Raw genomic sequence first — 19,301 nt, 5'->3', positions numbered from 1 at the left:
TTCTTTTCTCTGATTAAACTGTTTGTTCTCAATCGATAAGCCTCTGTGCTGCAACAATATCGTTACAATTGTTGTAACGCCGATACTCAACTCTTCTTAACAAACGAGAACACACCGTGTCCTCTCCCAACCAGTATTTCGTTCTGATCGTCCCTGCCTGTGCAGCATTACTGGGCGTGGCCATGATTTACTGCTGGAGTCGTCTACGTGATCATCGTTATCTTCTCTGGATTGCCTCGGGGTATATCTCTACGGCTATTCCGTTGGGGATCCACAGCCTGATGCCCAATGAGCATTTAGCACGCTGGACAGTCCCCTTGTCGACGATGTATCTGTTTGGTGTCTGGGCCTTGGCGCATGGGGTTGCTGTGCGTTTTGGTGGGCGCTCTCCCCCCAGGTTGGCTGGCACGATCATGTTTATCACGCTGGGGGGGCTTTTTTATTTCTCCCAGATCGATGATGATCTCTGGCTACGTTTGCAGATACTGGGCTGGAGCCTGGCCCTGCTGATCGCCCTGCCCGCCAAGTCGATCCTATTGTCTAGCCGCACGCGTCCTATACCTTTGGCAGCGCTGTTGCGGGCTTCTTATCTGACGACACTGCTCTACGCTTTTTTTCGTGCGTTGGCGCTGACCACGCTGATCCCGCGTGAAATCCAGCCCGATCTGACCCAATCCGGTTTTTGGCTCTTGATGCTGGCTGCCAATATGTTCATCAGCATTTGGATCGCACTGGCCATCTTGACCAGCACAGCAATGTCGATTGTGCAGACACTAGACCATGAGCGCAGCCAAGATCCTTTGACCCGTTTATTGAACCGCCGCGCGTTTTTCGAGCAGGTTAAAAAACGGCTGGAGCGATATGGGCATACCGGCTGGGCGGTCATCATCTGCGATCTGGACCACTTCAAGATCGTCAATGACACCTGGGGCCATGCGGCAGGCGACCGGGCCTTGAAGGAGTTCGGAGCTTTACTGGCCCGTACAGTGCGACAGGATGATTTGGCAGCCCGCTTCGGGGGAGAGGAATTTGTCTTGCTGATACGCAGTACCAGTTTGCACACCGCCGTACTGGTTGCCGAACGTTTGCGCAGCAGTGCGATGAATCTGCATATCCCCGCCACGGCGCACACACTGACGGCCAGTTTCGGGGTAGTGCAACTAAACAGCAATGGCGACATCAATCAGGCTATTGAACAAGCAGACCGGCTTTTGTATGAGGCCAAGCATGCTGGCCGCAACAAGGTCATTTGGAAGGCTTCCTGAGCGATCCCTGCGGCTTGCTGATACCCTTACTGTCTCTCTTTTTCAAGACAGCCCTATTAGAGGCTGATTGATCGAACTATTACAGTAAAAACCGGAAGCGTTCACGCTTTCCCAGGAGACCCCATGTCCCTTACCGAACGTAGTGCCAGTGAACTGCTGACAGGCCTGGAAAACAGCCTGTTCAGCGCCCGCGAGATTGCCGATGAACTGCTCAAACAGTCACAAGAAATGGCCCACTTGGGCGGCCTGGCGCATTTGAACTCAGAACTGTTTTACCAGCAGGCAGATCAGTCCGACACACGCCGCGCCCGTGGCCAAGCCTTGGCGCTGGATGGTGTGCCTTTGGTACTGAAAGACAATCTGAACACCACGGACATGCCTACCACATCCAGCACCGGTGCGCTGCAAGGCCGCGTGCCACTGAAAGATGCGGATGTCGTCGCACAATTGCGTAAAGCCGGTGCTGTGCTGCCCGCCAAGTCCGTGATGCACGAGCTGGCTTTTGGCATTACGACCAATAACGCCACCACCGGCCCCAGCCGCAACCCGTATGACCCGAACCGTATTCCCGGTGGTTCTTCCGGCGGCACCGCAACGGTGGTGGCAGCCCGTCAATTCCCGGCTGGTTTGGGCACGGATACAGGCGCATCGGTACGCCTGCCTGCCGCGCTTTGTGGTCTGTACGGTTTCCGTCCTACGGTGGGCCGTTATTCGGGCCAGGGCATTGTGCCTTTGTCCCCTACCCGCGATACGGCAGGCCCCATGGCCCGCAGTCTGGCTGACATCAGTTTGCTCGATAGCCTGCTCTGCCAGAAAACCCCTTCCATCCTGACCACTCCCTCCTTGAAGGAACTGCGCCTGGGTGTGCCCCGTGACAGCTTCTGGAAAGAGATGGATGCCGGTGTAGCCGACGTCACCCTGGCCTTTCTGGATGATTTGCAAAAAGCCGGTGTCACGCTGGTCAATGTCGATCTGTCCCCGGTTCTGAAGATCAATGCTCGCGTTGGCATGCCGATTGTGCTGTACGAGACCTTGCAGCATCTGCCTTTGTATCTGGCCGAGAACAAGTACGGCATCGGTCTGGACGAGCTAATTGCCGGCATCCATAGCCCCGATGTGAAAGAGATTTTCGATGCCATTACCGGCGACTACACCATCAGCCAGGAAGCTTACGAAGAGGCGCTGCATGTAGACCGCCCGCTGATGCAACAAGCTTATGCAGACCTGCTGCGCCAGTCCAATGTGAGTGGCTTGATCTTCCCGACCAGCCCGCTGACCGCCTGCCCGATTGGCGATGATGAAACCACCATGATGAACGGCAAGGCGGTACCTACGTTCAACACCTATATCTCGCGCACCGATGTGGGCTCAAACCTGGGCGCACCAGGCATCTCCCTGCCTATCGGCCTGTCGGGCGGTTTGCCCGTGGGGATGTTGATTGAAGCGGGCATCGGTGCCGATGATCAGTTGCTGGCTCTGTGCCGGGCGATTGATCCTTTGCTGCCAGCGACACCTGCGCCGGATTTGAGCAAACGTCCTACCGTCGCTTAATCCGTCATCAGCGCTCCAAGGATGAGTAAATGCCCCAATAAAGGCACCTTCAGCTTAAGAATACAGGCCAGCTTCGTCAGGAAGTCTGGCCTGTTTTCTTTTCGACCAGTATCCATCTCAGGGACTCCCCCCTTTCCTTGCCTCAATCACAGCCAAGCGGATACAAGCCATGCCATACCTATTTCAGTTGAAAGCAGCGGTCTTGAAACGCTAAACTAAATACTGTGTTTTCATACAGACACCATCACTTGCTACTGGCTATAAATAGCAACTCTGACCTCTCTACCCACTCTCTCCCCTGACGCCTGGGCCAAGCTGCTCACAGTTCATTCATTGCCCCTCTGCCCCACCTGCCTGCAAGCAAGCACGCTCTCTGTTAAGAACATATCCCTTGATCAAACCTGGTTCCGATATAAAAAAAGACCAATGAACACACAGATTCTTTTATTACGCGGCGTCATGCCTACCGGCAAAAACAAAGTGCTGATGGCACCGCTGCGGGCGGCTCTGGAAGCGGCTGGTTTGCGGGATGTCAGAACCTATATTCAAAGCGGCAATGCCATTGTGTCTACGGAGCTGGAACAGCCAGAGCTGGAGCAACTGGTTCATCACGCCATCAAGGAAAACCTGGGCGGAGACATTCAGGTCATCGCCCGAACACCGGCTTACTTCATGCAAGTCATGGAGAACAATCCTTTCAAGCACCAGAACCCCAGCCAGCTTTATTTCACTCTGCTGCGCTCGCCGGCAGACAAAACCCTGCTGCAAGCCTTCCAAGCCCTGGAGCATACCCCGGATCAGGTCCGCGTCATTGATGACATCGCCTATATCGTGTGCGCAAGCCGGTATCGAGACCTGAAAGCCAACAATAATTTCATCGAGAAAAAGCTCAAGGTCGTTGCTACTACACGCAACTTCAACACGATGAGCAAGCTGATTGCCTTGAGTACGGGTACTGATGGCGTCTCCCCCGCTAACATCCAGTAAATTCACGCCCCAGGACAAATATGTAACAACCCGACCCTGGTGCTCTTGAAATTAGGAAAGTCGTCCCTATAATTAGCACTCGAAGGGGTTGAGTGCTAAAGCACCTCGCCCCCCAAAATCGGACCAACAACTAAAGTCATCTTTAAACAGGAGTTTCTCCATGGCACTGCGTCCTTTGAACGATCGAGTGATCGTCAAGCGTCTGGACAACGAACGCACCACCGCTTCCGGTATCGTTATCCCCGAGAGCGCGACTGAAAAGCCCGATCAAGGCGAAATCCTGGCCGTTGGCCCCGGTAAGAAAACCGAGGACGGCAAGGTTCTGGCGCTGGATCTGAAGGTCGGCGACAAAGTTCTGTTTGGCAAGTATTCCGGCCAGGCCGTCAAGATCGACGGTGAAGAGCTGCTGGTGATCCGCGAAGAAGAAATCTTCGCCGTGATCGAATAAGTACCGCCAACGAAAATTCAATAGGATTCAAACCATGACCGCAAAACAAGTTTACTTCGGCGACGACGCACGTACCCGCATCGTGCGCGGCGTTAACGTTCTGGCCAATGCTGTTAAGACCACCATGGGCCCTAAAGGCCGTAACGTGGTTCTGGACCGCTCCTTTGGCGCCCCTACCGTCACTAAAGACGGTGTGTCCGTTGCCAAAGAAATCGAACTGAAAGACAAGTTCGAGAACATCGGTGCTCAACTGGTTAAAGAAGTTGCCTCCAAGACTTCCGACAACGCCGGTGACGGTACCACGACCGCTACGGTGCTGGCTCAAGCCATCGTTGAAGAAGGCCTGAAGTTTGTTGCCGCCGGCATCAACCCAATGGACCTCAAGCGCGGTATCGACAAGGCTGTGGTCGTCGTTGTTGACGAACTGCGCAAGCTGTCCCGTCCTTGCACCACCAGCAAAGAAATCGCTCAAGTCGGTTCCATCTCGGCCAACAGCGACCACTCCATCGGTGAGATCATCGCCAATGCCATGGACAAAGTTGGTAAAGAAGGCGTGATCACCGTTGAAGACGGCAAATCGCTGGAAAACGAACTGGACGTGGTTGAAGGTATGCAGTTTGACCGCGGCTACCTGTCCCCTTACTTCATCAACAACTCCGAAAAGCAAGTTGCTGTTCTGGAAGATCCATTTGTGCTGATTTTCGACAAGAAAATCTCCAACATCCGTGATCTGCTGCCCGTACTGGAGCAAGTTGCCAAGACCAGCCGTCCTTTGCTGATCGTTGCTGAAGACGTGGAAGGCGAAGCTCTGGCTACTCTGGTTGTGAACAACATCCGCGGCATCCTGAAGACCACCGCTGTTAAAGCTCCTGGCTTTGGCGACCGTCGTAAAGCCATGCTGGAAGACATCGCTATCCTGACTGGCGGTACCGTGATCTCCGAAGAAACCGGTATGTCTCTGGAAAAAGCGACTCTGGACGATCTGGGTCAGGCCAAGCGCATTGAAGTGGCCAAAGAAAACACCACGATCATCGACGGCGCTGGCAACGGCACCGACATCGAAGCTCGCGTGAAACAAATCCGCGTTCAGATCGAAGAGTCCACTTCCGACTACGACCGTGAAAAACTGCAAGAGCGCGTGGCCAAGCTGGCTGGCGGTGTTGCCGTGATTCGTGTTGGCGCTGCCACCGAAGTCGAAATGAAAGAGAAGAAAGCTCGCGTTGAAGACGCCCTGCACGCTACTCGCGCAGCCGTCGAAGAAGGTATCGTTCCTGGCGGTGGCGTTGCACTGATTCGTGCTCGCGCAGCGGTTGCCCAACTGAAAGGCGACAACACCGACCAAGACGCCGGTATCAAACTGATCCTGCGTGCGATCGAATCTCCTTTGCGTACCATCGTCTCCAACGCCGGCGAAGAAGCCAGCGTGGTTGTGAACCAAGTGGCCAGCGGCACCGGCACCTACGGTTACAACGCGGCTACTGGCGAGTACGGCGACCTGGTCGAGCAAGGTGTTCTGGACCCAACCAAAGTTACCCGCACTGCTCTGCAAAACGCAGCTTCGATCGCCAGCCTGTTGCTGACAACCGAAGTGGCCGTGTCGGAAATCGTGGAAGACAAACCTGCTCCAGCCATGCCTGACATGGGTGGTATGGGCGGCATGGGTGGTATGGGCGGCTTCTAAGCCACACATCAGCACCCCGATCCGGGCGGAAATTGATCACTTCTGCCCTGATCGCCACGCTTTTAGTACAAAAACCGGATGGATTTTTCCATCCGGTTTTTTTTCGTCCAAGCAAACCCCTATAATCAGGGCACTTCAATCTGCTGTTTCCTTCATGTCAGACTCTCCATTCAAAAGCAAAGGTGGTTTGGGCCGCCTGTTCAATGCCTTGCGCTACTCCAGCCAGGGTCTGGCCGCAGCCCTGCGCCATGAGGCTGCCTTTCGCCAGGAACTGGCCTTGGCTGTCATCCTGACGCCACTGGCATTCTGGCTGGGGCAAACCCCGGCGGAAATTCTGGTCTTGCTGGGCGCACTGGTCTTTGTGCTGGTGGTGGAGCTGCTGAACTCGGCCCTGGAGGCCCTGGCCGATACGATTACCCTGGAGCACCACCCCTTGATCGGGCGGGCCAAGGATCTGGCCAGTGCTGCCGTGCTGCTGTCCCTTATTTTTGCTGGTGCCGTCTGGCTCAGCTTTTTGTATAGCCGTTTACTTTCCTGATTCCCATGACATTCATAGAAAAACTGAACCGTGCCTGGACGGACAACCAATCCATGTTGATGGTGGGTCTGGACCCAGACCCTGCCCGCTTGCCTTTGGAATTGGCCAGCAAACCCGGCGCGATTTATGAGTTCTGCAAAGCGATTGTGGACGTCACCGCCGACTACACCTGTGGCATCAAACCCCAGATCGCCTACTTTGCCGCTCAGGGTGCCGAGGATCAGTTGCAAGATCTGTGCGACTACATTCGCAGTCGCTACCCTCATCTGCCCATCGTGCTCGATGCCAAGCGTGGGGACGTGGGGTCGACCGCCGAACAATACGCACGCGAAGCCTTTGAGCGCTATCGCGCTGATGCCGTCACCGTCAGCCCCTACATGGGCTTTGACTCGGTAGAGCCCTACCTGGAGCACAAGGACAAAGGCGTGATCGTGTTGTGCCGCACTTCCAACCCCGGCGGCTCAGACCTGCAATTCATGGAAATGGCTGACGGTACCCCGCTGTACTTGCACGTGGCCAGCCTGGTGGCAGAAAAGTGGAATACGAATGGTCAATGTGCTTTGGTCGTGGGCGCCACCTTCCCCGACGAAATCGGCAAGGTGCGTGCCCGTATTGGCGATATGCCTTTGCTGGTGCCCGGCATTGGTGCCCAGGGTGGCGATGTGGACGCAACCGTTGCTGCTGGTATGGACTCCCAAGGTAACGGCATGATGATCAACTCGTCGCGCGCCATTCTGTACGCCAGCCGTGGGGATGACTGGCGTGATGCGGCTCAAGCAGCGGCGATTGCCACGCGCAATGCCATTAATGACGCGCGCAACAAGAAACGGTAATTCCTGGCCCTTCCTGCTTGCTCAATAAGTTCGGAGGCAGCGACAGCGACAGCGACAGCGACAGCGACAGCGACAGCGACAGCGACAGCAGTTAGTGTAGAGACAAGAAAGCCCCGCTCACTTGGATTCAATCCCAAATGAGCAGGGCTTTTTATTAAGCTACGAACCATAAATCCGGCTCGGGCTCAGTCTGAAGCTTAAACACAAGAAACAAGTTCAGCCCCTGCTAAGCTACCAGCCCTGGTCTCGGGTCTGAGCTGTATTTCAAGCTGCCGAACGAGAGTATCGATCCGACACTGCTCCAGCCACAAGCCTAAACACTAAACCAGGCCCCTACTTCGGCTCTGGCACAGGTTCCAATTCTGATGAGAGTTTTGGCTTTTAAGCTGAGCTCAAGCCTAGTTCCGGTCGCGCCACTGCTTCAGCTCCGGGCTATCGGCCCCCAATACACTCTGCAGAGCCTGCTCGGTATGCTCACCCAATTGCGGCGGAGCCATGCGGTAAGACACTGGGCTATCTGAAAAACGCATGGGGCTGGCCGTCATGCTGACCTTGCCCGCCTGGCTGTGAGCCAGCTCGATACGCATATTCCGGGCCTGAACCTGCGGATGCGAGAACACCCCATGCAGGTCATTGATAGGCCCGGCTGGTACGCCAATCTTGTCCAGGGCTTCCAACCAATACGCACTAGGATGCTTTTGCATCGCGGCGCTCAGGATCTGCTCTAGCTCATCCCGGTGCTTGACCCGCTGGCTGTTGATACGGAAACGTTCGTCCTCCACGACTTCCGGATGGCCAATCGCTTCGCAGTAAGCCGCGAACTGCCGATTATTGCCGATAGCCACAATGATGTGGCCATCTTTCGTTGGGAACACCTGATAGGGCACCAGGTTCTGATGCGCATTACCAGCCCGCTTCGGGGCCTGCCCGCTCACCAGATAGTTCATATTCTGGTTAGCCAACATGGCAACCTGACAGTCCAGCAAGGCAATGTCGATATGCTGCCCCAAGCCGCTGCGTGAGCGTTCAAACAAGGCGGCCAGAATGCTGCTGGTGGCATACATACCCGTCATCAAGTCCGCGACAGCGACCCCCGCTTTCTGAGGGCCACCACCGGGCTTGTCATCACGCTCTCCGGTCAGGCTCATCATCCCACCCATGGCCTGGATCATGAAGTCATAACCCGGACGTTCGGCATAAGGGCCGGTCTGGCCAAAGCCGGTAATCGAGCAATAGATCAGACGCGGGTTGATCGCTTTCAGGCTGGCATAGTCCAGGCCATATTTGGCCAGACCACCCACCTTGAAGTTCTCGACCAGGATGTCGCATTCCCGTGCCATGGCACGCACCACATCCGCGCCCTCCTGACTGGCAATATCCAGGCTGATCGACTGCTTGTTACGGTTGGCCGACAGGTAGTAGGCCGCCTCAGCCGTATCCTCCTTATCCGGTGTCTGCAAAAAGGGCGGGCCCCAGGCGCGCGTATCGTCGCCAGTTTCGGGCCGCTCTATCTTGTAGACATTCGCCCCCAGATCAGCCAGGTTCTGCGTGCACCATGGGCCAGCCAGAATGCGTGTCAGATCCAGAACCCGGATGCCATCCAAAGGGGCAGGACGTATTGCCTGCGAGACGTGCTGATCGCTCACGTTACAGTGCTCCATTCAAAAACGATTAGTCCAGCGTGATATTGGCCTGCTTGATCAGGCTGCCCAACTTTTCGTCTTCCTGACGCAGGAACTCGGCATACTCAGCAGGGGTGGAGGAAAGGATATCCACGCCCTGACGACGGAAGCCTTCAACAAACTCGGTGTTCTCACTGACCGTTCTCATGGACTGGCTCAGGCGCTCGACGATTTCAGGAGGCGTGCCACTACTGACATGGAAACCAAACCAGGCCGTCACGTTATAGCCCTGATTCAGACCCAGCTCGGCAAAGGTGGGCACCTCTGGCAACAAGGAAGAACGCTCCGGGCCTGACACGGCCAAGGGGCGCACGGTATTGGCCTTGATATGTGTAATCGCCGTACCCATGCTATCGAACATGAAGGAGATATGGCCACCCAGCAAATCGGTCATGGCAGGTGCACTGCCACGGTAGGGAGCATGGATAACATCGATATTGGCCATCGTGGTAAAGGCGGCTGCCGACAAGTGCGAGGAAGAGCCGTTACCAAAGGAGGCGTAAGTCAGCTCTTCAGGCTTGGAGCGAGCGTAGTTGATCAGCTCTTCACCTGTCTTAAAGGGGCTTTGCTGAGCATTGACCACCAACACGTTCTGTCCTTCGGCCACCAGGGAAACAGCCGTCAGATCCTGCGCTGGATCGTAAGGCAGTTTCTTGTAGAGGTGGTTGTTCACGACGGCCTGACCAACAGCGGCCAGCAAGACGGTATAACCATCGGGGGCAGATTTTGCAACGAAGTCCGTCGCAATAATGCCGCTGGCACCGGGCTTGTTCTCCACAACGATGGTCTGGCCCAGATCTTTGGACATTTCCTTGGCGACACCTCGGGCAATCACGTCCGTCACGCCGCCCGGTGTAAAGGGCACAACCAGACGAATAGGCTTGTCCGGGTACGCGGCCTGCGCTCCCAAAGAACAAAACAACAAACCCATGCCGGTTAGCAAAGGAGCCACTTTACGGGCTAGGACTTTATTCATGAATCTCTCCAAACTTATTTTGTTCGATAATCGAACTTGATTATTTAATTGCTAAGTCTTGTTTTTTTTACAATTTATCATCGATAATTCTTATAAATTCCGTTTGGTTCGCTAATCGAACAAAACTGAATCTTGCCCCCTATCACGCAATGACCATCAACAAAGAGACAATTCCCCCCGCCGACAACTACAAAGGCGACCCGGACTATATGCAGTCGCTAGCCCGTGGCCTGCAGGTGATTACGGCGTTTTCAGATAGAAGGCGGCCATTGCGGGCCGCAGAAATTGCCCTGAAAACCGGCCTGGCGCGAGCAGTGGTGCAACGCTGCCTCTACACTTTGCAAGCCCTGGGTTATGCAGAGCAGGAAGGCGCGTTCTGGAAACTGCGTCCGGCAATTTTGCAATTGGGCCATGCCTATTTTTCCTCGACCTCCATCGTCAGCCTGGCGCAACCCATACTGGACGATTTAAGTGATCGTGTTGGTGAAACCTGTGCGCTGGCCTTGCTGGACGGGGACGAGATTCTGTATCTGGCACGCGCACAACGGCAGCGCGTACTAACCGTGTCTCTGGGCTTGGGAAGCCGTTTACCTGCCCACTGCACCTCGATCGGGCGGATGCTGCTGTCGCAGTTGCCATCCAGCAAACTGGATGCTTACCTGGAGCTGGCACCTTTCAAGATCATGACGCAATACACCGCCCATACTCGCGAGGCTTTGCTGCGCGAATTGAAACAGGTGCAGGAAAAGGATTATTCCTTGATCAAGGAAGAGCTGGAGCTGGGTTTGACGGCAATTGGCGTACCCGTGCGCAGTGCCAGCGGACGTGTTGTCGCGGGGATGAGCATCAGTATCAAAGACTGGCAGGACACTGAAGAACAGTTGATCCGGCGCTGCCTGCCCGAACTGCGTTCGAGCGCCCGGCAGCTGGGTTTGATGTTACCGGCCTAAGATCAGGCCGGATTGAGCATGGTCAGCGCACTGGTCAAAGCGTATTCCACAGCCTGCTGACGAATTTGAGCACGATCACCGTCAAAGATACGGGCAGAGGCGCGGGTCACAATGCCATCGCCACGGCGCTGCGCAAAACCAAAGCACACCAGACCAACCGGCTTGCCTGGCGTGGCTCCGTCCGGGCCGGCAATGCCGGTCGTGGAAATAGCCAACTCGGCATCTGCGGTAGCTTCCAGCGCACCCGCCGCCATTTCCATGGCGGTTTCTTCGCTGACTGCCCCAAATCGATCCAGGGTGTCCTGATTCACGCCCAGCTCCTGAACCTTGGCCTTGTTGCTGTACGTGACCAGACCGCGCTCAAACCAGGCGCTGGAGCCGGGCAAGTCCGTCAAGGCAGCAGCCAGCAGGCCACCGGTACATGACTCGGCGCAGGCGACCATCCAGCCGCGATCTTTAAGGGCTTGCCCCAGGGCCAGGGCAGCATTGCCGTGCTCGTAATCGCTCATGAGAAAACTCCAAAACGTACCAAGACAGCCATCAGCAACAAGGTGTAGCCTGCCGCCAGAAGATCATCCCACATAACGCCAAACCCATTATGCAGACGACGATCAAAATAGCGAATCGGCGCAGGTTTGAGAATATCAAAAAAACGAAATAACACGAATGCGATGCCCTGTGCCAGCCAGGTCTGCGGAATCAGCCACAACACCAGCCAGAAGGCCACCATCTCATCCCAGTTCATGCCGCTGTGATCAGACACGCCCAGGTCGTAGCCTGTGCGGTGGCAAGCCCAGCAACCAATGAAAAAGGAGACCGGCAAGAAAATAGCCATTTGCGTGTCGGTCAGCACATGCAGACCCAAGACCCACAAGACCCAGGCCAGTACCGTGCCCCAGGTACCCGGCCCTGGGCGCAACACGCCAGTGCCACCACCGAAGGCGATCAAGCGCCAAGGCTTTTTCACCACCCAATCCAGGGTAGGACGTTGAATCGGATTCAAGGAAGGATCAGGAAATGTGCTCATGACACAGACTCAGCCACCAAAATGATCGAAACCGCCCTGGGCAGGGGCAGGATGCAAACCCTGTTGATCACGCACATACACCCCGCTACCGGCGTGCATGGAGCCGATACGGCTGAGCGGCACGCCTTCGCGCAGGGCCAGCGCCATGATGGATTCCCGATGTAGGGGTTCTGCGGTGAAACACAACTGAAAAACGTCGCCGCCAACCAGAACCGCTTCACGTTGCAAATCAGCAGGCAAGCCCTTCAGGGATGAGTCCAGCGGCAAAGCGTTCCAATCCAGATGGGCGGCGCATTGACTGGCTTTGGCGATATGACCCAGATCCTGGACCAGGCCATCAGACACATCAATGGCGGCATGGGCCAAACCTGCCAGGGCATGCCCCAGGCGATACGGCGGCCAAGGTTGTTCCAACGCTGGGCGGCTGGCAGCCAGGCGATCGGGGTCAGTGGCCAGGCGTCCTTGCAAAAGCCGCAAGGCAATGTCTGCCGCCCCCAGCGTCCCCGTCAACCAGATATCGTCACCGGGCTGGGCGGCGCTGCGTTGCAAAGCCTGCCCCGCCCGGACCTCACCCAGCACCGTAATACTGATCACCACCCCTTGCTTGCTGCGCGTGGTATCACCACCAATCAAGGGGCAATGCGCCTGATCGGCCAGTTGGAACAAACCTTGGGAAAATGCTTGCAGCCATTCAGGCCGGACTTCGGGCAGGGACAGGGCCAATAGACAGGCTCGTGGTTTGGCCCCCATGGCGCCCAGATCCGACAGATTCACGGCCAGCGCCTTGTGTCCCAACAAAAAGGGGTCCACATCGGCAAAGAAATGTTGCCCTTCGATCAGAAGATCGACGCTGCTGGCCAGTTGCCAGCCGGGTGTAGGCGTAAAAAGGGCGCAATCATCGCCCACTCCCAAATAGCCTTCGGGAGCAGGACGATTGAAATACTGCTGGATAAGACCGAACTCGTTCAGCACGGCACGCCCCGTTTTAGCGGCGGGCCTGCTTGGCAACTTCGGGGGCGCGTACGTCGGCGGCCAGCTTGTCCAGCACGCCGTTCACGAATTTGAAGCCATCAGTACCGCCGAAGGACTTGGCCAGCTCGACAGCTTCGTTAATGGCAACACGGTAAGGCACTTCAACGTGATGCACCAGTTCGTAACTGCCAATGAGCAAGATGCCATGTTCGATGGGAGAGAGTTCTTCCAAAGGACGATCAACATAAGGCAAAAAACGTTCGCGCAGCACAGGAGCTTCGCGCATCACACCAAACAGCAAGGTTTTGAACCAGGCTGCATCGGCTTCGCCAAACTCCTCGTCGCCCCGAATATGGGCGTCGATGGAGGTGGCTTCCTGCAGGCCATCCGCGCCTCGCAAAAGCCAGGAGTAGATGCCCTGCAGGGCAAATTCGCGCGAGCGGCGGCGCGCGGATCGTCCGTTGGCCTTACTGGCCGGGACTTTATTTGTCGTCGTCAAGATCTTCGTCCTCGTAATCTTCGTCCTCATCGTCGTCCAGCTCGGGTTCGAGGACGGCGATAAGATTGCCCAGCTCGACCGCTGTACGGGCGCAATCGCGACCTTTCTCAGCAGCGCGAACTTCGGCTTGTTCATCTGTGTTGGTGGTCAGTACACCGTTGGCAACAGGAATACCGGTTGCCAGGGAGACCTGAGTAATGGCCGAAGCGCTTTCATTGCTGACCACTTCAAAATGGTAGGTATCACCGCGGATAACGGCACCCAGAGCGATCAGAGCATCGAACTCGCCGGTTTCAGCCATCTGGCCCAGGGTGATGCCCAATTCCAGCGCGCCAGGTACGGACAGAACAGTCACGTCGCGCTCGTCCACGCCCAGAGCCTCCAGCTCTTTGAGGCAGGCTTCCAACTCGGCCAGGCCGATAGACTCGTTGAAACGTGCACGCACAATACCAATGTGCAGACCTTCCCCATTCAGGTCAGGGGTAACAATGTAAGGATTCATGTTGGAAGCTCCGCTTAGGATTGAGAATCTGGTTCGCTATGGTAACCCGTCACGGTCAATGCAAACCCGGCCATGCTTGGCATTTTACGTGGTCGCGACATCAAACGGGCTTTGCCGACATTGAGGTCACGCAAAATTTGTGCACCAATTCCATACGTGCGCAAATCATTGCGGCTAGGACGACCGCGTGGCGCCTGGGCCGGACTGTCTGCACCCCAAGCCTGAATCTGCTCAAAACTCTCTTCTTCGGAGTTCTGACAATTCATCAACAACACAACACCGCTGTCGGATGTGGCTACGGTACGCAAAGCCACTGGCAAGGTCCAACTGTGGCCCACATCGCCCTCGATCAAGACATCCAGCACGGTAGTCGGTTCATGCACACGGACCAGAGTTTCCACGTCCGGGCTGATTTCACCGTGAACCAATGCCAGGTGCAAACCACCGGAAGACAGGTCGCGGTAGGCATGGCACTCAAATTCGCCATAAGGCGTTTTTACGGGTTTTTTGTGCAAACGCTCGATCATGGACTCGTGTTCGCTACGGTACTGAATCAGGTCTGCAATGGTGCCAACCTTGATGCCATGCTCGCGAGCAAACACCAGCAAATCCGGCAAGCGTGCCATGGTTCCGTCTGGATTGAGCACTTCGCAGATAACAGCGGCCGGAGTCAAACCCGCCATCGCCGTCAAGTCACAACCCGCTTCGGTATGACCGGCACGCACCAGCACGCCACCTTTGGCCGCCTTCAACGGAAAAATGTGACCGGGCTGCACCAGATCAATTGGGCGCGCATCCCGGGCCACAGCCGCTTGCACGGTGCGGGCGCGGTCAGCAGCGGAAATACCGGTTTCCACGCCCTCAGCCGCTTCAATCGACACCGTGAAGTTGGTGCCAAAACGCGTGCCGTTGCGGGTGGCCATCAAAGGCAAATCCAGTTGGCGGCACCGCTCTTCGGTCAGGGTCAGGCAAACCAGACCGCGGCCATGCGTCACCATGAAGTTGATCGCTTCAGCATTCACGAACTCGGCAGCCATGACCAGGTCGCCTTCATTTTCACGGTCCTCTTCGTCAACCAGAATAACCATGCGCCCTGCGCGCAGCTCTTCCACAATCTCTGGAACGGGAGCGATTGGACTGGTGCCCAGTTGACCAGCGTCGGACTGAATTTCTTGATTCATCGTGCTCTTTGCTCAGACAGATAATAATTAAGGCCATTTTACGACACCCGGGCCCCGGCGGGCAGCTTCATTAGTCGGTACACTTAAAGACCGTGTCAAACCGCCCCAAACCCCTATGACCGACCCCATTTTGCCTGCGCTGGACGAAAAACGTCGCCGTATTCAATCCATTGAAACGGGCTTTGGCCTGTTGAAAGTGCTGGTGGACAGCGGACAACCCATGATGCTACGTGATCTGGCCACGCAAGCGGGAATGAGCTCGGCCAAAGCCCACCCTTATCTGGTCAGCTTTACCAACGTAGGACTGGTACAGCAGGCTCCGGCGACCGGGCTGTACGAGCTGGGGCCTTTTGCCTTGCAGATGGGTTTGGTCAGCCTGCAAAGCCAGAACCCGGTCAAGATTGCCCTGCCCCTGGTTCAGGCCTGGGCCTCGCGCATTGGGCATACATTGGGTTTGGCGGTGCTGGGCTCACACGGCCCCACCATGGTTCATATCAGCGAGGCCAGCTATCCGGTCCATGTGAACATGCGCTGCGGCACGGTGATGTCCATGTTGCATACGGCGACCGGCCACGTCTTTGCTGCCTGGCTCCCCCCGGAAGTGGCGCGCCACTACATTGAGCGCGAAGCGGGCGACAGTGCCGTTGTCACCAGCATCAGCCCGCTGCGCCCCAGCCCCAACGAGCTGGCGGCCATGCTGGAAAAAATCCGCGAGCAAGGTGTGGCCCAGGCACTGGGCAACCCCCTTCCCGGTATCGATGCCCTGTCCGTCCCCGTGTTCGATCACTCTGGCCAGATTGTGCTGGCCTTGACCAGTCTGGGGCCCAGCACGCTGTTTGATGCCAGTATCGACAGCCCCATCCTGGCCCAATTGCGCCAGTGCGCCAACAGCATTTCGCATCAATTGGGCTGGCGCGAACCGCTGGGCACTCCGCCTTTATCAAACTTGACATGACTGCACACACTTATAGGGGTGTCGCTACTTCAAGTTTGGCGGGTTTACATGCAAAATAATTGTTTTATCCGCCCACCTGTTGTGGGCGATTTCTCGAGTGCGATGCTGTGCTAGAACAAGAACTGAAATTTTTTGTACCCGAGAGTGCCCGTCCCGGTTTATTGACCGCCCTTGACGCGGTACGCACGGGAAGCATTACCTTAAATGCCATTTACTTTGACACGCCCGAACGCGATTTGGCGCGCTCAAGTATCGCCCTGCGACTGCGCAAGGAAGGCGAGAAATGGGTTCAAACCGTCAAGCTGCCCGGTCCTGACACCCTGTCCCGCATTGAACTCAATCATCCCCGCCCAGGCCCGAAGCTGGATCTGAGCCTGTATCAGGACACGCCTGCCCATACAGCACTGTCCCGCTACGCGGATCAGATTCAAGCCCGCTATCAAACCCGAATCCAGCGCGAACTGGCCCTGATCAAGCAGGGACAGTCGGAGCTGGAGCTGGCCTATGACGTAGGCCACATCGAATCCAATGGCTTGACACTACAGGTCAACGAGCTGGAAATTGAGCTGATTCGCGGCGAGAGCCTGACCATGTTTGAAGTCGGCCAGCGCTGGCTGTACAAGCATGGCCTGATTCTGGAGATGCGCAGCAAGTCCGAGCGCGGCGATGCACTGGCCAGCCTAGTGGATCGCCGGCGGGCCAAATCCGAAAGCCTGGACCTGTCACCCGAGCAGGTTGCTGCCGCCTTGACGCGCAAAGCCTACGATTTACCCAAACCGCATTTTGTCGACACCGAAGAGCTGGAACAGTTCTACAGCCTGAGCGCCACCATGAGCCTGGAGCAGGTCATTCGCAATGCGGCTTTGCTGGCGGGCGTGGATGGCATACGCCCAGACTCCTCCCGCCAGGCCGACTATCTGGCCTTGATGCGCGTGGGCCTGCGCCGCCTGCGCTCCTGCCGCAAGTTGTTCAAAATGTGGCTGTCGGCCAGCGAAGGCTACGCCAATACCCGTCTGACGCATTATTTCGGCTTGTTTGGCCAGGCGCGTGACCACGACCTGGTGCACCTGGAAATTACCCCCTTGCTGCTGCAAGCAGGCATGCCTGGCCCGGCTCCCGAACCCATTCCGGCCCACCTGGAGCATGACCCTGTGCAATTGGCCAGCGCTGCCGAGTTCCAATCCTTGCTATTGAGTAATCTGCAAAGCCTGATCTGTGGCCCCACGCTGGAACTCAATGGTGTGGCCCAGCCCGAACATCTGGTGGAAGCGCGTATCAGCCGCTGGTTTCAAACGATTCAACTACGCAGCCAGCGCTTTGCGCAGATCAGTCAGGACAAGCAACATCGTTTGCGCAACCGGATCAAGAGCCTGCGCTACTGCCTGGAGTTCTTGCCCAGCGCAGCCGACAAACAGGGGCTGCACAAAGTGCTACGCGAATGTCAGGCCTTGATTGGTGCAGTGACCGACGTGGACGTGGCCCTGGACTGGTATGCCCAACATGCGGCCAACCCCGAGCAAGCCCAGTTCGCACGAGACTGGCTGACCCATGCCCGCCAAGGACGTGCCGCCCATGCCCAGCATGCGCTCAATGCCTTGGATCAGCATCAACCACAAATTGAACTGCTACGACGCTAAACCGCCAGGCCACTAAACGGCCCCCTGAGCCTTTGGGGCCCACCAGGTGGCACTTGTCCCCTTGGACAGTCCAACCATAAAAAACCGGCGATGCCTTTAGAGACATCGCCGGTTTTTTTGTGCAGCCAAACTTGGCTTAAGCGTTCATACCCAACAAGGCCGACGCAAATTCACGGGCCACAAACGCCTGCAGATCCTGCATGCCCTCGCCCACGCCAATCCAGTAGACCGGAATAGGACGTACGCCTTGCGCACAGGCGGCAACGGCAGCCAGCGTCCCGCCTTTGGCCGTACCGTCCAGCTTGGTCACAACCAAACCCGTCAAACCCAACGCGGCATCAAATGCGCGAATCTGGGAAATGGCATTCTGGCCAGTGTTGCCATCTACAACCAACAAAATCTCATGGGGAGCCTGACCATCAGCCTTGCCGATGACACGCTTGATCTTCTTGAGCTCTTCCATCAGGTGCAGTTGGGTCGGCAAGCGACCGGCGGTATCCACCATGACCACCCCCATATCACGGGCGCGGCCTGCATGTACCGCATCAAAAGCCACTGCAGCCGGGTCACCACCGTCTTGGGCAATAACGCTGACATTATTGCGGGTGCCCCACTCAATCAGTTGTTCACGAGCGGCAGCCCGGAAAGTATCACCAGCAGCCAACAGGACTTTTGCGCCCTGCTCCTGGAAGGTGTGCGCCAACTTGCCGATAGACGTGGTTTTACCTGCACCGTTCACCCCGGCAATCATGACAACCAGCGGCTTGCTCGACTCCAAAGGAAAGGATTTCTCCAAGGGCTTCAAGTGATCAGTCAGAATATCGCACAGGATCTGTTTGACCTGGGCCGCATCACTGACTTTTTCCTTGCGAACACGGGCGCGCAAAGCGGTAATCAGTTTCTCGGTCGCCTCGACTCCCGCGTCCGCCATCAGCAAGGCGTCTTCCAGTTCCTCGAACAGCGATTCATCAACCTTGGCACCGACAAACAGGCTGCTCAGGCTTTGACCTGTGCGCGACAAACCCTGTTTCAGGCGAGACATCCAGGAGGTTTTCACCACTGGAGCGGCGGCCTCTGGCTCTGGGGCAGGAGCAGGTCCTGGCTCGGGCTGTGGGGCAGGAACAGGAACAATCTCTGGCTCTGGCGGCGGCACCGGTTCAGGAATCGGCTGCACCTCAGGTTCTGGCTGCGGCTCTGGCTCAGGAATCGGTTGCACCTCGGGCTCAGGCACCGGCACAACTTCGGGTTCCGGAGCACGGCTTGGCTCTGGAACCGGCGGCACTTCCGGCTCAGGGGTACGAACAGGTTCGGGTACGGGCTGACCGTCCGGCTCATAGACACGCGCAGGCTCGGGCATCGGGACACTGGCCGGGGCCGGTTGTGGCACCGCTGGCTGCGTGGGCGTAGACTCGGACGCAGCGCGATGTTCAGCCTGACTATCCAACACCACAGCAGGCGGGGCCACCGGCGTTTGAATCGGCGTAGTTTGCTCCTGCGATACTGCAGGGGATGCGTCAGCCTCGGGCTGAGCAGGAGAAAGCGGCTCGGTCAGCTCCGTTTGAGTGACTTGTGGCTCTGGCTTGGCCTTCTTTCTTTTAAAAAAACTGAACATACGAT

19 protein-coding genes are annotated in these 19,301 nt (G+C 56.7%); 10 read left to right on the top strand and 9 right to left on the bottom strand.

The window, feature by feature from the left end:
- The first annotated feature begins 116 nt into the window (after positions 1-116).
- The 7 genes from AC6I6N_RS17960 to pyrF all read left to right on the top strand — a co-directional run bounded on the left by AC6I6N_RS17960 (position 117) and on the right by pyrF (position 7,303).
- On the top strand, positions 117-1,265 hold the full coding sequence (locus AC6I6N_RS17960) for a GGDEF domain-containing protein (RefSeq protein WP_230019214.1): 1,149 nt from the start codon (positions 117-119) through the stop codon (positions 1,263-1,265).
- A gap of 123 nt (positions 1,266-1,388) precedes the next feature.
- Positions 1,389-2,816, top strand: a complete 1,428-nt coding sequence (gene iaaH, locus AC6I6N_RS17955; protein ID WP_497943702.1) for an indoleacetamide hydrolase — start codon at positions 1,389-1,391, stop codon at positions 2,814-2,816.
- A gap of 426 nt (positions 2,817-3,242) precedes the next feature.
- Entirely contained in the window at positions 3,243-3,803 is a 561-nt protein-coding gene (locus AC6I6N_RS17950) for a DUF1697 domain-containing protein (RefSeq protein WP_264672005.1), read from the top strand.
- Positions 3,804-3,963: 160 nt separating this feature from the next.
- Positions 3,964-4,251, top strand: coding sequence for a co-chaperone GroES (locus AC6I6N_RS17945; RefSeq protein ID WP_009454802.1), 288 nt, complete (start codon positions 3,964-3,966; stop codon positions 4,249-4,251).
- 34 nt (positions 4,252-4,285) lie between these two features.
- Complete coding sequence (gene groL / locus AC6I6N_RS17940) at positions 4,286-5,932, top strand: chaperonin GroEL (protein WP_094197585.1); 1,647 nt, start codon at positions 4,286-4,288, stop codon at positions 5,930-5,932.
- A 154-nt stretch (positions 5,933-6,086) separates the two neighbouring features.
- Positions 6,087-6,470: a diacylglycerol kinase gene (locus tag AC6I6N_RS17935; protein WP_094197586.1), complete on the top strand. Its 384-nt coding sequence runs from the start codon at positions 6,087-6,089 to the stop codon at positions 6,468-6,470.
- 5 nt (positions 6,471-6,475) lie between these two features.
- Positions 6,476-7,303, top strand: a complete 828-nt coding sequence (gene pyrF / locus AC6I6N_RS17930) for an orotidine-5'-phosphate decarboxylase (protein WP_094197587.1) — start codon at positions 6,476-6,478, stop codon at positions 7,301-7,303.
- 398 nt (positions 7,304-7,701) lie between these two features.
- Here the strand turns inward: pyrF and AC6I6N_RS17925 are convergent, their stop codons facing one another.
- Together AC6I6N_RS17925 and AC6I6N_RS17920 are read right to left on the bottom strand one after the other, a co-directional pair.
- Positions 7,702-8,949 carry a CaiB/BaiF CoA transferase family protein gene (locus AC6I6N_RS17925; RefSeq protein ID WP_238988620.1) on the bottom strand — a complete coding sequence of 416 codons (1,248 nt, stop codon included), beginning with the start codon at positions 8,947-8,949 and terminating at the stop codon, positions 7,702-7,704.
- Positions 8,950-8,974: 25 nt separating this feature from the next.
- Entirely contained in the window at positions 8,975-9,961 is a 987-nt protein-coding gene (locus AC6I6N_RS17920) for a Bug family tripartite tricarboxylate transporter substrate binding protein (RefSeq protein ID WP_094197589.1), read from the bottom strand.
- Positions 9,962-10,110: 149 nt separating this feature from the next.
- Here AC6I6N_RS17920 and AC6I6N_RS17915 point away from each other — a divergent pair, with 149 nt between their 5' ends.
- On the top strand, positions 10,111-10,911 hold the full coding sequence (locus tag AC6I6N_RS17915) for an IclR family transcriptional regulator domain-containing protein (RefSeq protein WP_346548989.1): 801 nt from the start codon (positions 10,111-10,113) through the stop codon (positions 10,909-10,911).
- Positions 10,912-10,913: 2 nt separating this feature from the next.
- On the opposite strand, the gene AC6I6N_RS17910 is transcribed toward AC6I6N_RS17915, so the two are convergent.
- Genes AC6I6N_RS17910 through ribBA form a run of 6 tightly spaced genes read right to left on the bottom strand, consistent with a single transcriptional unit; the run spans position 10,914 to position 15,092 of the window.
- Positions 10,914-11,420, bottom strand: coding sequence for a CinA family protein (locus tag AC6I6N_RS17910; RefSeq protein ID WP_094197591.1), 507 nt, complete (start codon positions 11,418-11,420; stop codon positions 10,914-10,916).
- Positions 11,417-11,938: a phosphatidylglycerophosphatase A family protein gene (locus tag AC6I6N_RS17905; protein WP_094197592.1), complete on the bottom strand. Its 522-nt coding sequence runs from the start codon at positions 11,936-11,938 to the stop codon at positions 11,417-11,419. Before AC6I6N_RS17905 ends, AC6I6N_RS17910 begins: the two co-directional genes overlap by 4 nt.
- Positions 11,939-11,947: 9 nt before the next feature.
- Positions 11,948-12,910, bottom strand: a complete 963-nt coding sequence (gene thiL, locus AC6I6N_RS17900; protein ID WP_108728632.1) for a thiamine-phosphate kinase — start codon at positions 12,908-12,910, stop codon at positions 11,948-11,950.
- A gap of 13 nt (positions 12,911-12,923) precedes the next feature.
- Positions 12,924-13,439 carry a transcription antitermination factor NusB gene (gene nusB / locus AC6I6N_RS17895; protein WP_042488795.1) on the bottom strand — a complete coding sequence of 172 codons (516 nt, stop codon included), beginning with the start codon at positions 13,437-13,439 and terminating at the stop codon, positions 12,924-12,926.
- Positions 13,393-13,911 carry a 6,7-dimethyl-8-ribityllumazine synthase gene (ribH, locus tag AC6I6N_RS17890; protein WP_094197594.1) on the bottom strand — a complete coding sequence of 173 codons (519 nt, stop codon included), beginning with the start codon at positions 13,909-13,911 and terminating at the stop codon, positions 13,393-13,395. Before ribH ends, nusB begins: the two co-directional genes overlap by 47 nt.
- 14 nt (positions 13,912-13,925) lie before the next feature.
- Positions 13,926-15,092, bottom strand: coding sequence for a bifunctional 3,4-dihydroxy-2-butanone-4-phosphate synthase/GTP cyclohydrolase II (ribBA, locus tag AC6I6N_RS17885; protein ID WP_108728631.1), 1,167 nt, complete (start codon positions 15,090-15,092; stop codon positions 13,926-13,928).
- A 115-nt stretch (positions 15,093-15,207) separates the two neighbouring features.
- Between ribBA and AC6I6N_RS17880 the strand changes: the two genes are divergently transcribed.
- Both AC6I6N_RS17880 and AC6I6N_RS17875 read left to right on the top strand, forming a co-directional pair.
- The gene (locus tag AC6I6N_RS17880) at positions 15,208-16,047 is read left to right on the top strand and encodes an IclR family transcriptional regulator (protein ID WP_094197596.1); all 840 of its coding nucleotides are present in this window, start codon (positions 15,208-15,210) and stop codon (positions 16,045-16,047) included.
- Between the two features lie 107 nt (positions 16,048-16,154).
- Positions 16,155-17,684: a CYTH and CHAD domain-containing protein gene (locus AC6I6N_RS17875; RefSeq protein ID WP_497943701.1), complete on the top strand. Its 1,530-nt coding sequence runs from the start codon at positions 16,155-16,157 to the stop codon at positions 17,682-17,684.
- 136 nt (positions 17,685-17,820) lie between these two features.
- On the opposite strand, the gene ftsY is transcribed toward AC6I6N_RS17875, so the two are convergent.
- Complete coding sequence (gene ftsY / locus AC6I6N_RS17870) at positions 17,821-19,149, bottom strand: signal recognition particle-docking protein FtsY (protein WP_497943709.1); 1,329 nt, start codon at positions 19,147-19,149, stop codon at positions 17,821-17,823.
- Between the last annotated feature and the right edge of the window lie 152 nt (positions 19,150-19,301).

It is taken from the genome of Alcaligenes sp. LTN-3 (assembly GCF_059735605.1).
The sequence above is the reverse complement of the archived record's forward strand: the minus strand, read 5'-3'. Positions and strand labels throughout refer to the sequence as shown.

Bases quoted from the DNA above. Each gene is read 5' to 3' on its own strand.
- iaaH (WP_497943702.1), top strand. From the start codon at position 1,389: ATGTCCCTTACCGAACGTAGTGCCAGTGAACTGCTGACAGGCCTGGAA.
- AC6I6N_RS17950 (WP_264672005.1), top strand. From the start codon at position 3,243: ATGAACACACAGATTCTTTTATTACGCGGCGTCATGCCTACCGGCAAA.
- AC6I6N_RS17945 (WP_009454802.1), top strand. From the start codon at position 3,964: ATGGCACTGCGTCCTTTGAACGATCGAGTGATCGTCAAGCGTCTGGAC.
- groL (WP_094197585.1), top strand. From the start codon at position 4,286: ATGACCGCAAAACAAGTTTACTTCGGCGACGACGCACGTACCCGCATC.
- AC6I6N_RS17935 (WP_094197586.1), top strand. From the start codon at position 6,087: ATGTCAGACTCTCCATTCAAAAGCAAAGGTGGTTTGGGCCGCCTGTTC.
- pyrF (WP_094197587.1), top strand. From the start codon at position 6,476: ATGACATTCATAGAAAAACTGAACCGTGCCTGGACGGACAACCAATCC.
- AC6I6N_RS17920 (WP_094197589.1), bottom strand. From the start codon at position 9,961: ATGAATAAAGTCCTAGCCCGTAAAGTGGCTCCTTTGCTAACCGGCATG.
- AC6I6N_RS17915 (WP_346548989.1), top strand. From the start codon at position 10,111: ATGACCATCAACAAAGAGACAATTCCCCCCGCCGACAACTACAAAGGC.
- AC6I6N_RS17910 (WP_094197591.1), bottom strand. From the start codon at position 11,420: ATGAGCGATTACGAGCACGGCAATGCTGCCCTGGCCCTGGGGCAAGCC.
- AC6I6N_RS17905 (WP_094197592.1), bottom strand. From the start codon at position 11,938: ATGAGCACATTTCCTGATCCTTCCTTGAATCCGATTCAACGTCCTACC.
- nusB (WP_042488795.1), bottom strand. From the start codon at position 13,439: ATGAGGACGAAGATTACGAGGACGAAGATCTTGACGACGACAAATAAA.
- ribH (WP_094197594.1), bottom strand. From the start codon at position 13,911: ATGAATCCTTACATTGTTACCCCTGACCTGAATGGGGAAGGTCTGCAC.
- ribBA (WP_108728631.1), bottom strand. From the start codon at position 15,092: ATGAATCAAGAAATTCAGTCCGACGCTGGTCAACTGGGCACCAGTCCA.
- AC6I6N_RS17880 (WP_094197596.1), top strand. From the start codon at position 15,208: ATGACCGACCCCATTTTGCCTGCGCTGGACGAAAAACGTCGCCGTATT.